The 12282-nt window shown below is 35.9% G+C and carries 12 protein-coding genes and 1 other annotated feature; of the genes, 8 read left to right on the top strand and 4 right to left on the bottom strand.

All coding sequences use genetic code 11. The annotated features are described in order from the left end of the window. The first annotated feature begins 76 nt into the window (after positions 1-76). Both JNUCC74_RS13015 and JNUCC74_RS13010 read left to right on the top strand, forming a co-directional pair. Positions 77-841, top strand: coding sequence for an alpha/beta fold hydrolase (locus tag JNUCC74_RS13015; RefSeq protein ID WP_454065682.1), 765 nt, complete (start codon positions 77-79; stop codon positions 839-841). Positions 842-1145: 304 nt separating this feature from the next. Continuing rightward, positions 1146-1457: a metal-sulfur cluster assembly factor gene (locus JNUCC74_RS13010; protein WP_077317807.1), complete on the top strand. Its 312-nt coding sequence runs from the start codon at positions 1146-1148 to the stop codon at positions 1455-1457. Between the two features lie 392 nt (positions 1458-1849). Here JNUCC74_RS13010 and JNUCC74_RS13005 read toward each other — a convergent pair whose 3' ends face one another. Continuing rightward, the gene (locus tag JNUCC74_RS13005; RefSeq protein WP_454065681.1) at positions 1850-2683 is read right to left on the bottom strand and encodes an undecaprenyl-diphosphate phosphatase; all 834 of its coding nucleotides are present in this window, start codon (positions 2681-2683) and stop codon (positions 1850-1852) included. 366 nt (positions 2684-3049) lie between these two features. Between JNUCC74_RS13005 and JNUCC74_RS13000 the strand changes: the two genes are divergently transcribed. Then, a complete protein-coding gene (locus tag JNUCC74_RS13000; RefSeq protein ID WP_454065680.1) occupies positions 3050-3403 on the top strand; it encodes a hypothetical protein in 354 nt (117 codons plus the stop codon). Positions 3404-3602: 199 nt separating this feature from the next. Here the strand turns inward: JNUCC74_RS13000 and JNUCC74_RS12995 are convergent, their stop codons facing one another. Then, complete coding sequence (locus JNUCC74_RS12995; RefSeq protein WP_454065679.1) at positions 3603-3785, bottom strand: DUF2929 family protein; 183 nt, start codon at positions 3783-3785, stop codon at positions 3603-3605. A 191-nt stretch (positions 3786-3976) separates the two neighbouring features. Between JNUCC74_RS12995 and JNUCC74_RS12990 the strand changes: the two genes are divergently transcribed. From JNUCC74_RS12990 to JNUCC74_RS12970, 5 genes are all read left to right on the top strand, one after another. Continuing rightward, entirely contained in the window at positions 3977-4561 is a 585-nt protein-coding gene (locus tag JNUCC74_RS12990) for a hypothetical protein (RefSeq protein WP_454065678.1), read from the top strand. 400 nt (positions 4562-4961) lie between these two features. Beyond that, complete coding sequence (locus JNUCC74_RS12985) at positions 4962-5903, top strand: beta-ketoacyl-ACP synthase III (protein WP_454065677.1); 942 nt, start codon at positions 4962-4964, stop codon at positions 5901-5903. Between the two features lie 26 nt (positions 5904-5929). After that, positions 5930-7168, top strand: coding sequence for a beta-ketoacyl-ACP synthase II (gene fabF, locus JNUCC74_RS12980; RefSeq protein WP_454065676.1), 1239 nt, complete (start codon positions 5930-5932; stop codon positions 7166-7168). Between the two features lie 1128 nt (positions 7169-8296). Continuing rightward, positions 8297-8509: a hypothetical protein gene (locus tag JNUCC74_RS12975; protein ID WP_077317800.1), complete on the top strand. Its 213-nt coding sequence runs from the start codon at positions 8297-8299 to the stop codon at positions 8507-8509. 200 nt (positions 8510-8709) lie between these two features. Next, on the top strand, positions 8710-9465 hold the full coding sequence (locus JNUCC74_RS12970) for a DUF3603 family protein (protein ID WP_454065675.1): 756 nt from the start codon (positions 8710-8712) through the stop codon (positions 9463-9465). Between the two features lie 184 nt (positions 9466-9649). On the opposite strand, the gene trpS is transcribed toward JNUCC74_RS12970, so the two are convergent. Together trpS and mnmH are read right to left on the bottom strand one after the other, a co-directional pair. Continuing rightward, positions 9650-10648 (bottom strand): tryptophan--tRNA ligase, encoded by a 999-nt coding sequence (gene trpS, locus JNUCC74_RS12965; RefSeq protein ID WP_454065674.1) that lies wholly within the window; start codon positions 10646-10648, stop codon positions 9650-9652. 52 nt (positions 10649-10700) lie between these two features. Next, positions 10701-10882 (bottom strand) — a binding site (T-box leader). 154 nt (positions 10883-11036) lie between these two features. Next, a complete protein-coding gene (gene mnmH / locus JNUCC74_RS12960; RefSeq protein ID WP_454065673.1) occupies positions 11037-12089 on the bottom strand; it encodes a tRNA 2-selenouridine(34) synthase MnmH in 1053 nt (350 codons plus the stop codon). Positions 12090-12282: the final 193 nt, after the last annotated feature.

Here is a 12282-nt window from a genome sequence, read left to right as displayed (position 1 = left end):
TTGTAAAAGTTGATTGCAACTTTTTCCGATAGTAAAATGAAAGTCATGATGAATATGTACATAAGGGGATATTTAGATGATTGGAATATACGAAAAAGATATTAACACAATTCCTAGTTTAATCGTTGTAGATGAAGAAAATAAAGGAAAACCATTACCAGTTATCACCTATTTTCATGGTTTTACTAGTGCGAAAGAGCATAATCTTCCACTTGCTTTTTTACTTGCTAAGCGTGGTTATCGGGTTATTTTACCAGATAGTTTATACCATGGCGCTAGAGAAGGCAAAATTTCTCCAGTAAAAAGACAAACTTTTTTTTGGGAAATTGTGCTGCAAAATGTGAAGGAATTAGAAGATATCAAAGATTATGTCGATGAATGGAACCTGCTTTTAGATAAACGGTTTGGTGTTGCTGGGACGAGCATGGGCGGAATTACTACCTCAGCAGCACTTACCCAATATGATTGGATCAAGACAGCTGCAGTATTAATGGGTACTCCAAAGCTTACTGACTATGCCAAAGCATTGGTCGATCATTTCCAACAAAAAAATGGAGAGCTACCGAGAACAGAAAAAGAAATAAATCGTTTATATGAGCATTTAACACATTACGACCTTTCTAAGCAACCAGAAAAATTAAAAGAACGTCCACTTTTACTTTGGCATGGCAAAGCGGATGAAGTTATTCCTTTTGAGCATACGTATACGTTTTATAAACAGAATGAATCGCTTTATTCGAATCCGTTAAATTTTAAGTTTTTATCGGAAGCTAATCGCGGGCATAAAGTTGGACGCTATGCTACACTAGAGACTGTAAAATGGTTTACTAAACAATTATAATTGTTTGAGTCGAGTTTTAGACATGAATGATAGAAGAATATTCAATGTTCTAAAAGCTTTCCTTTTTACGATTAAGCGTAGTTGCCAACTCCGAGGCTTGTCAGTTTTCTTTATACGTTAAAACAGATAAAATTTTTAGCGGTAGCAGTTAATTTGACGGAGAAATTTTCTTGCATTTTTATGCATCAGTTCAACTACATAATCGTTGGCACTAAAGGCTAGTCGAACAGCCAAATTTTCTTTGATTTTTGTTGGAAATATGTTTAAATAGTAGTAATAAAACAGAGCAGAGGAGGTATAAAGGATGGATGAAGCTCTTAAAGAAAACCTTTGGGGTGCTTTAGAAAATGTTATTGATCCTGAATTAGGCATAGATATTGTCAATTTAGGTTTAATATATGACGTGGAACTAAACGATGAGGGCTTATGTAAGGTTACAATGACACTTACTGCAATGGGCTGTCCTCTTGCTGGTCATATTGAGCAGGATATCAAACATGCCTTAGCCGATATACCAGAAGTAAAAGAGACAGAAGTAAATATTGTTTGGGATCCTCCTTGGGGCAAAGATAAAATGTCACGTTATGCAAAAATTGCATTAGGTATTCCAGACTAAAAAAGAAGCATTCACTTTTATGGTGGATGCTTCTTTTTTAGTCTGGAATCGCTATGTAAAAGCGTAATAAGCCTTTAGTAACAATTTTCATCTCGCAAAGACTCCCACTTTAATTGATTAGGAAATACGAAGCAGTTTAAGTGGAAGATACAACACCTACACCCTGTGACAGGATTAGAGAGACTGTTTAAATAGGCATCGCGATTTTTCAAGGACAAGGTAAAACCACTGATCAGAAAAAGAGGTTTAAAGCCAAGGAAACTTCGTTGGCAATTCATAACAGCTTTTCAAGGACGTTACGATTTTAAACCTTGTTCAAAAGTGTTCCTTAAATAAAGATTCGCTATATTATAAGATCGTCCATTGGTAAAATTATCATGAGAACATTCATGTTATAAAAGAATAATCGCAAGGATACCAACAATAAAACAATAAATGCTAAAATATTTTAAATTTCCTTTAGCCATGATATTCGCAAACCATTTTAAGGCAAAATAAGAAGCGATAATTGCTGCAAGAAATGCAATCACATATGGAATCATTAACGTATTGAATTTATCATCACTAATAATATCACTAAAACCTAATATTGAAACTCCAAGACTAACCGGAATGTATAATAAAAACGAAAAACGAAAAGCAGTTTCCCGCTTCATTCCGACAAGCATAGCAGCAACAATAGTTGCGCCTGAGCGGCTAATTCCCGGTATAAGAGAGACAGCCTGTGCTGCGCCAACAATCAATGCATCTTTTACGGTTAAGTCTCCATCATTCTTTTTTCCATGAATATTTCGAATAACCCATAATGCTGCCCCAGTAATTAATAATGTGTAACCTACAATAACAGGTTGACTCAGTTTTTCACTAATATAATCTTCAAGTAAAAAACCCAATACTCCAGTAGGAATCGTTGCGATAATTAAAAATATAATAAATTGAAAATCAGCTGTTGCTTCAGTATCTCTATCTTTTTGTAATATGTAACGTAAACCGTTTTGTGTTAAACGAATAAGATCCTTGCGAAAAACGATTAATACTGCTATTAAAGAGCCTGTGTTGACAAGAATTTCAAATGATAGTCCTGCTAACTGATCTTGAAGATTAAAAATATGTCTTAGCATAACTAAGTGGCCACTTGAAGAGATAGGAATTGGTTCTGTAAACCCTTGAAATAAACCTAATATCAAATATTTTAATAAAACACCAAATTCTGTTAAGTTCTCCATAAAAATCCTCCTGCTATTTACATCAATACTTTTTAAAATTTGTATCCAAGACTAGGTTAAAATGACTTTACCTGATAAGCTCCGAGACTAATGGATAGAAAGAGCATGAAAAAAAGGCCTTTCTTACAATTGGTTTTATTGCTTACGTATATTAGGGCTATACTGCTTGTAAAATAATGTGTTTCCGTTTTTATACGTTAGCAACGTATAATTTTCAACTAAAATAGTTAATACGATATGTTTTAATTGTTTATGTCCATATAGAACGATGTTACTGCTGGTGCAGTTTTCTTATAGATTAATTTTACTACCATGTCACCAACCTATAGGCGAATGAATACGCTAAATGGTGAGGAGGTAGATAAAATGAGTCATCAACATCATCAACATATATATGATGTTTGTAGAGATCATATACATGCGTACGTGTTAGTTGAGTTAGAAGATGGATCAAGTATTGACGGTATTATTACTGGTTTAGATCATGAATCCGTTTATCTTGCGACACCAATCGAATTACATGAACAACTGTCTCGCCACCAAGCAGGATCGCATCATAGACAATACGGCTACGGTTATCCCAGATATGGTGATCCTGGATACAGGGGCGGTCCTGACTATGGACCAGGTTATGGGTATGGTTATCCACCACAGCGATTTAATAGGTTTGTCCTGCCCTTAGCAGGCTTAACTGCAATCAGTGTTTTACCATGGTACTAAAACTGAATTCAAATGGAAACCCTTGCCTGCTCTAAAAGAAGAAAGGCAAGGGTTCTAGCTACATGTATAGTAAAGACTTGAATTTTTGTATAAAAATAAGCTAGTTTAACTACACATAACTAATAAACGGTTCAACTTGCAAACAGAAATATAATAGATAAAAGCTATGCATATCAGAATAAGTAGTTGTTACATTTGATTAACTGTGTGAGTTATCATTTTTTAAAATACCGTCACCTAAAACAGCAATCGCGATAAAAAACACAGCAGCTAAAGCAACAGTACCTTCAAGACTAAACGGTTCACTACCCATACTCGACAGTACATAGGATACGACACCACCAATTAAACATGACCATAAGATCGTAACAATGTATCGCATGAAAAAACACCTCATTTTTTTACTATGTCTATAACCATTATACACCAAATATCCTCTTAATAGTTTACCAAAACGTATTATAAAAAAAAAGCATTACTTGTATTTTATTAAAAAATAGTACTTCAGATGTAGCAGTTTATTTTCCTGTCTAATTGTAAAAAGAAAGAATACGAGATAGTGGGAGGAATTGCATGACGATTTTAGTTGTTAATTGTAATCACTGGATTGGATTTCATGTCGTTAATCATTTGCTTGAAAACGGAATGGAAGTAGAAGGTCTTTTGAATGATAAGGAAGATGAGTCGCTTTCTTTATTCTATGGTCGAAATAGTAATTTTATATTTTATTCACATAAAAGGGATAATCGGTATAATTTAATTATTCAAATCGGTCAGATGGAAGTTCCATCAGCTGTATCCTCTGATTATTCCATTACACTTGATTACAAACAACCTGAAAAAATACGAGCCACTGATTTATTTATCGAGTTACCACTTTTGTTTGGCGAATGGATGCCGATGACAGAAAAAGGTATGTACATGAATCAACATTTTATCCCGTTTTCTTCTACTCATTTTCTTGAACATGCTATTTATATTAAAGATTTTGTAAAAAGTTTAATGGATTGGTTAGAGACAGATGATGATTATAAGAAATTAACAGTTATTAAGAAAAATCAACTTGAAAAGATACTACAAATTAGGGACAATAAATCTAATAAAGATAAGCTTGAACAAGTAATCCAACATTATTGTTCATTTCGAAACAAGGATTGATTTCTAATTCGTTGAAAGATAATTACGAATTTGTAACAACTAATCTTCATCCTAAGTAATGTTGTTATCACCAACAAATGTTGATGCGTATGAAGTCCAACTATTTTAAAAATTGGTTTTATAGATAGGGTAAACCGATGTTTACTTTTATAAGTTTAATGATGCTAGATGACTTTTGATTTTCAAAACGGGGCAGTTTCTTTAACTCCATTTCATTCAAAATTTCTAGTGTAGTTTCAAGCAGAAGTCCAAGCTGCGATTGATAAATATAAAGAGATTGGCTGGATTTCTCAACAGAGTTGTCTAGTCTTCTTTAGCTTGCAAAAATCTATGTTATACTTTAAAATTAGTACCAAGTAATAATAATAGATAATAATTTGAGTTTTAAGGAGATGGAAAAATGGACGTTGGTGTTTTAGGCCTAGGTCAATATGTTCCTGAGAAGGTTGTAACCAATCACGATCTGGAGAAGATAGTAGATACAAATGATCAATGGATTCGCTCACGAACTGGAATAGAAGAAAGAAGAATTGCAGAAGATGACATGGACACATCCGATATGGCTTTATTAGCTGCAAAAAATGCAATTGAGGATGCGGAGCTGAAACCAGAGGATATTGATTTAATATTGGTTGCAACTGTAACACCAGATACACCGTTTCCCTCTGTTGCATGTATAATACAGGATCGTTTAGGCGCCACTAACGCAGCCGCGATGGATATCGGTGCTGCTTGTGCAGGTTTTATGTATGGAATGGTAACAGCTAAACAATTTATTGAAACAAAAGCGTATAAGCATGTGCTCGTTGTTGGGGTTGAAAAACTATCAAAAATAACGAATTGGTCTGATCGCGGTACATGTGTATTATTCGGCGATGGAGCAGGAGCTGCGGTATTGGGACAAGTTTCAGAAGGAAAAGGAATCCTTTCCTTTGAACTAGGCGCAAATGGAGCCGGTGGGAAGGAACTATATCAAGACAAAGAAACAGGCCATATGTTTATGAATGGTCGTGAAGTGTTTAAATTTGCTGTAAGACAAATGCCGGAATCTTCAGTGAATGTTATTAAGGATGCAGGGTATAAAGAAGAAGATGTAGATTATTTAATACCTCATCAAGCAAACATAAGAATTATGGAAGCAGCTAGACAAAGACTTGGCATTTCCGATGATAAAATGGCAAAAACCATTAAAAAATATGGAAATAATTCAGCGGCATCTATACCTATTGCTTTGTCGGAATCTGTCAGAGATGGTAAAATAAAAGACAATGATTTGATTGTGTTAGTAGGCTTTGGCGGCGGTTTAACATGGGGGGCCTTAGCGATACGATGGGGAAGATAATTGTATGGAACTAGGAGGAAAACCATATGAAACAAAGAAGAGTGGTAATAACAGGACTTGGCGCCGTTACACCAGTTGGAAATAATGTAAATGATATGTGGGAAAACCTTATTGCAGGAAAAACAGGGATTGATTTTGTTACGAAAGTAGATAAAGAGTTGTTTCCTGCTAAGGCAGCTGCAGAAATAAAAGATTTTGACCCTTCTCCGTATATTGAAAGAAAAGATGCACGTAAAATGGATTTATTTACTCAATATGCAGTTGTAGCAGCAAAGATGGCTGTAGAAGATGCAGGTTTACCGATTAATGATAACAATCGTAATCGTGTAGGTGTGTGGATTGGCTGCGGAATTGGTGGTATGCAAACATGGGAGGATCAGCATAAGAAACTTTTGGAGAAAGGCCCAAAACGAGTTAGCCCATTTTTTGTACCAATGATGATTCCAGACATGGCTGCAGGTCAAGTATCGATTCAATTAGGGGCTAAAGGGATTAATTCTTGTACTGTAACAGCTTGTGCTTCTGGGGCGAGCTCTATTGGTGATGCTTTTCGAGCAGTTCAACATGGAGATGCGGATGCAATCATTACTGGAGGAACTGAAGCACCGATATCAAATATGGCTTTTGCAGGGTTTTCATCAGCAAAGGCACTTTCAGTAAATGAAGATCCTAAAAAAGCCAGCCGTCCGTTTGATAAAAATCGGGATGGTTTTGTTATGGGAGAAGGCTGTGGAATATTAGTCTTAGAAGAACTCGAATCTGCCTTGGCGCGTAATGCGAAGATTTATGCAGAAATTGTCGGCTACGGTGCTACAGGAGATGCCTATCACATCACTGCCCCGGCCGAAAGTGGTGAGGGGGCTGCCCGGGCTATGCAAGAGGCTTTGAATGATGCATCTGTTGCTCCGACTGAAGTAAATTATATTAATGCGCATGGAACAAGTACCAATTTAAATGATAAATATGAAACCATCGCCATTAAATCTGTTTTAGGAGAGCATGCCAAACATGTTGCGATTTCATCAACAAAATCAATGACCGGTCATTTGTTAGGTGCAGCTGGTGGAGTAGAATCTGTTATTTCTGTAAAAACGATTGTCGAAGGAATGATTCCTCCAACTATTAATTATGAGACACCAGATCCGGACTGTGATTTAGATTATGTACCTAATAAACCAAGAGAACAGGATGTAGACGTAGTGCTTAGTAATTCACTTGGATTTGGCGGGCATAACGTTGCTCTGGTGTTTAAGAAATATCAATAGTTCCGTTATATTAAAAAAGTCGTACTAAACGGTGGGTGACCCCAGAAGATATTTTTTACTCTCACTTCTGGGGTACAGTACCAACATAGACGGCTTTTTTGTTATAAATTAAATCCGGTTCTACATGGTGGATACTTTTTTGCACTATACGAAAGCATAAAGTTTTAGGGTTTATCCCGCATGTAAGGTGCCGTAAGATTCCCACTTCAAGAGCCTTTCGTTAATACAAAGGGTCAAAGTGGGAGAAACGGCACCTAAATGCCCGATTGGTTTCACTAACATTCAGTAGGAGAGGTAAGAAAACTCCTACTGAATAAAGTTTCACTTTATCCCGCATGTAAGGTGCCGTAAGATTCCCACTTCAAGAGCCTTTCGTTGATACAAAGGGTTAAAGTGGGAGAAACGGCACCTAAATGCCCGATTGGTTCCACTAACATTCAGTAGGAGAGGTAAGAAAACTCCTACTGAATGAAGTTTCACTTTATCGTATAAGAAAAACTACAGCTTTTGCCATAAACACTTGGCGACAAGCCAAGTTTTTTAAAAAAAGTAACTTCGACTAACTTATGTGCTCAAGTTGTAGCAAGCTTGTAACTTCTCCTACGATCTGTCAACATCGGTTCACATGCCGCATAATTATTTTTTTGCGAACGTTATGAGAGGAAGGGTTTCTACATCCAGATTCGTTCAGGTTACAGGACAAGGAAAACTGCGTGAGCGACACATCGCACGCAGAAAAAGTGCTTTTCTTTTTCAAGGACAAGGAAAACTGCGAGAGCGACACATCGCACGCAGAAAAAGTGCTTTTCTTTTTCAAGGACAAGGAAAACTGCGTGAGCGACACATCGCGATTTTTCAAGAACGAGGAAGACTTTGGATTAAGCATTCACGCAGGAAAAACATTTATCAGAATATTTAGGTTATTATCCTTTGTTACTTCAAGGAAAACCAATACTGAATAAAAGTTTCACTTCATAGTTCACTTGATATTGAAAAGAGTTTTAATGCAGAAACGTAGTTAATATATTGTGTCGTGTACCTTAAAAGACTTTTCTTTATAATTAAATTTCATTTATTTATCTGGACAAGCATAGTCTATTAAAAAGTGGACAAGGTAGGGAGAATAAAATGGGCTATGTATTTTTGTTTCTAATTGGTTTTGGCTTCTCAGTGATGGGGGGAGTAACCATTATTGGCTATATGAATTTTCTTCCGGCTGGTCTTTCATGGGGGGAGTATTTCAGTTTTATTGTCAGTCGAGTGGAATGCTACTTTCTTATTGTCGGTTTTATCCTCATGAGTATTTCATTAAGCCAATTACCTACTAATAAAGAGAAGTAAATACCTCTTGAATTTACTAAATCATGTTAAAAACAACTTTATTTCGACTATAGAACATGTGACCATTCGTATTAAATAATTGCTAAGAGGAGTTAATTCTTTACAACAAATTGGTAAATTATCTAAGGATACATAGAATATTTTTTTAAAGGATGGTCATAATGTATGTTAAGTTCAGTTTGAAAAGTGAGGGTTGTTTTATGTTGTATATGCATGATGTTTGGGTGAATTGGTTTGAAGGTGAAGAAAATGGTTATAATGTTTGTTATTTTCAAGAATGGCGTAAAGAAGACGGTATTGAATTACTCGACCAAGTGCCATTGCTATACATAACAAAGGAATTGTTTTTCTACATTGAAAATGATATGCAAGAATTACCAAAGCCCCTACTTGATACAATTTATAAACGGGCGTATATGCGAAAAGGTCAGGAAAGAACCGTATTGGATTTTGCTAGTATAGTTACAGACGGAAATGACATATTGGCATTCGATACTATTGGTTATAAGATTCCTGTTCGTAAAAGTCGCTTAATACCAAGGCAGGAACAGCTCGTTTATGATATGATCAAAAATGCCAAGGTACAATCGTTTAAATATGATGCTAAGCATTATAAAAAGGAATATCATATGCTTTCGATGCCACCTGAGTTAATTTTTGGTCTGACAAGAAGAGAAAGACAATTAAAACAATTACTGATGATGGCATTAGATCAACTGAAAACTACTAATAACTTGGAAGAACTGCGATATTGGTTAACAGAATGGGACCCTAAGCGCTACCCTTATATCCGATTTATGGAGGAAGAGCAGGTTTGGGAAGCTTTGTATGAGGGTGTGAAACAAGGCTGGAGTCCAAGACATGAAGATTTGTGCCGTAAATTAATTAAAGGGCAACCTTTTTTAGAAAAAATGTGGGAAGTAGAAAATGGTCAGGAGCAAAATGCATCAAAATAAGTGAAAAAGCAGTAGCGGATGGGGCATGCTTTGGTGTCCCATCCGCCTTTTTCTGAAAAAAATCCATTTATTTTTGAAGTATGATTGTTTAACTTAAGTAACCCTTGAATGAAGTTTCTTTTTATCTCGTCAAAAGCTCTGCCGTTTCTGTGTCGGTAACGGAGCGCTATCGCTTTTATTCTTGTCATTTTTTCTTTTTAACTCGTCCTAGACCCATTGCTTTTTTAGCTTTGACTAATGTGCGATTGGCAATGGGAGCAGCTTTTTCCGCCCCTCTGTCTAAAATATCATCAAGCTCATCTGAATGAATTAATGCATTGTATTTATCTTGAATAGGTTTTAAAATATCAATAACTGCTTCTGCTACTCCTTGTTTAAATTCTCCGTAGCCTTTACCTGCATATCTAGCTTCCAGTTCTTCGATGGATTCCCCAGAGCAAATGGAATGAATTACAAGCAGGTTTGATACTCCTAGTTTATTCTCTTTATCATATTTTACAACACCGTCTGAGTCGGTGACAGCACTTTTGATTTTCTTTTCAATTTTCTTCGGATCATCTAGCATGGAAATAAAGGCTTTTTCATTTTCGTCTGACTTACTCATTTTTTTCAATGGATTCTGTAAGGACATGATTCGAGCGCCTACTTTTGGAATGCTAGCTTCTGGAATTGTAAAGATGTCATTATATTTGTTATTAAAGCGTTCAGCTAAATTCCTTGTTAATTCTAAATGCTGTTTTTGATCTTCTCCAACAGGTACAATATCGGCTTGATATAATAAGATATCTGCAGCCATTAAAACTGGGTACGTTAACAAGCTTGAGGAGATGGCTGTTTCTTTTTCAGCTGATTTATCTTTAAACTGTGTCATTCTTTCTAGCTCACCCATATAGCTAATGGATTGTAACATCCAGCCCAATTGGGTATGAGCCGGGACTTCGGATTGGATAAATAAAGTTGATTTTTCCGGATCGATCCCCGATGCCAAGTAAAGTGCTGCTAATGAGCGAATATTGTTTCTAAGCTTTAACCGATCCTGTGGAACAGTGATTGCATGCTCATCTACAATGCAAAAAAAACAGTTATGATCATCCTGAAGTTCCGTAAAGTGCTTTAGTGCACCTAGATAATTTCCAAGCGTTAATGTACCACTAGGTTGAATTCCTGAAAAAATTGTTTTCATCTTACTCACTCCAAATTTATTATTTCATACAAAAAGGCCCAACCATCCAATAAATAGGGACGATTGAACCGCGGTGCCACCCTGATTACCTTACAAACAGCCAGTAAGGTCACTTTCAAATATAAAATTAGCTCGAAAGTCCACTTCCAATTAACCTTGGTACTTGTTTTCACCAGCCACAAGCTCTCTATAAACCAGCGGGCAATTGTACTATATCTTTGTCATCGCCAAACATATTAATTTTGTTTTATTATATAAATCTTAACTGTAAATTGCAAGCATCAAGAAGCAATGATGCCTTTATTTAGATATTCTGTCTCATTCGACAGCAATAATGCGGAATCCAGTTTTTCTTCACTTAAAAATAAATTAAAGTCCATATGATGGCTTATTTACTTTCTATTATACTCCATTTACTGTCAATCTGCGTTTTCAATAAGTGATAAGCCTCTTCTATATTATTAGCTTTAATCGTTATCTTTCTATCTTCTGGTATTTGTTCCGTTGTATAATCATAAAGCGGGTCGTAATAGTATTCGAGTAACAGCCGGACAGCGGAATCATATCTTCCTAATTGCAAGTCCGTCTCAATCTGATTTGTAATAGGCGTATGAATTCGTTTCTTAATCCGTTTAAATGCTTCCAAGCAGGCTGCTTCATGTTTCCATGGCTGATAATCTTTGATGATTTGTTTTGTTCGTTCTTCAATTGGTACATCGATAATAAATTGTGTTCCTCTTTCCTTTTTGTCTAACAGAAAATCCGGTAAAAGGATTCGGCCAATTCGTTTGCTTTCGCCTTCAATTAGTACAAATGGGGTATGCTTTAATTTGTCAATTTGTTCGATTAATAATGCATCAAATGTTTTTTGATTATGGGGTTTTAAACCAATTTGACCAAATATAGAACCTCGGTGGTTTGCCATTGCTTCGAGATCGATGACTGGATAATGAAAACTAGCTAGCTTCTTTAGTATGGTAGTTTTTCCTGATCCGGTATGTCCGTTTAATACACAAGCTTCTGATTCCCAATTTAATGTCTGTATTGTTTTTACGACCCAATTCCGATAACTACGGTAACCTCCATTTAAGCGATAAACTTTTATCCCCATTAAGTCAAGAACGGTGGCAGACGTTTTACTACGCATGCCACCACGCCAACAGAATATGACTTTCTCGCCATCTATCTTGGCAAACTCTTTTACAAAATCGGGGAGTTTTTTAGAAATAAGTTCTAATCCCTTTTCTTTTGCTGCCTGTGGGCTAACCTGTTTATATAAAGTTCCCACTTCTCTTCTCTCTGTATCATTAAAAAAAGGAATATTAATACTGCCAGGGATGGTGGCATTCTGATACTCTGATGGTGATCGTACATCAATAAGGTTCCATTTTTCTGTTTGTTTTACCGACCGTAATTCTTCGATAGAAATATCTTGAATCAATGTCCTGCCACCTTTCTGAATATTAATTTGTAGTAAAGCCAACATGAATTCCCGTTAATTCGTTAAGTACACCAAGAAATTTAAGTTGAAGGGGACACATTTTCATACTTCGTTCAATTACCATCCATGGAAATGAATAGCCCTCATACGGAATGAAATCTTTTCACAAAGATGGATTTATTTAAAACAAACC

It is taken from the genome of Cerasibacillus sp. JNUCC 74 (genome assembly GCF_053667775.1).
The sequence above is the reverse complement of the archived record's forward strand: the minus strand, read 5'-3'. Positions and strand labels throughout refer to the sequence as shown.

Coding starts and splice junctions, on each gene's coding strand:
- JNUCC74_RS13015 (WP_454065682.1), top strand. CDS start 77: ATGATTGGAATATACGAAAAAGATATTAACACAATTCCTAGTTTAATC.
- JNUCC74_RS13010 (WP_077317807.1), top strand. CDS start 1,146: ATGGATGAAGCTCTTAAAGAAAACCTTTGGGGTGCTTTAGAAAATGTT.
- JNUCC74_RS13005 (WP_454065681.1), bottom strand. CDS start 2,683: ATGGAGAACTTAACAGAATTTGGTGTTTTATTAAAATATTTGATATTA.
- JNUCC74_RS13000 (WP_454065680.1), top strand. CDS start 3,050: ATGAGTCATCAACATCATCAACATATATATGATGTTTGTAGAGATCAT.
- JNUCC74_RS12995 (WP_454065679.1), bottom strand. CDS start 3,785: ATGCGATACATTGTTACGATCTTATGGTCATGTTTAATTGGTGGTGTC.
- JNUCC74_RS12990 (WP_454065678.1), top strand. CDS start 3,977: ATGACGATTTTAGTTGTTAATTGTAATCACTGGATTGGATTTCATGTC.
- JNUCC74_RS12985 (WP_454065677.1), top strand. CDS start 4,962: ATGGACGTTGGTGTTTTAGGCCTAGGTCAATATGTTCCTGAGAAGGTT.
- fabF (WP_454065676.1), top strand. CDS start 5,930: ATGAAACAAAGAAGAGTGGTAATAACAGGACTTGGCGCCGTTACACCA.
- JNUCC74_RS12975 (WP_077317800.1), top strand. CDS start 8,297: ATGGGCTATGTATTTTTGTTTCTAATTGGTTTTGGCTTCTCAGTGATG.
- JNUCC74_RS12970 (WP_454065675.1), top strand. CDS start 8,710: ATGTTGTATATGCATGATGTTTGGGTGAATTGGTTTGAAGGTGAAGAA.
- trpS (WP_454065674.1), bottom strand. CDS start 10,648: ATGAAAACAATTTTTTCAGGAATTCAACCTAGTGGTACATTAACGCTT.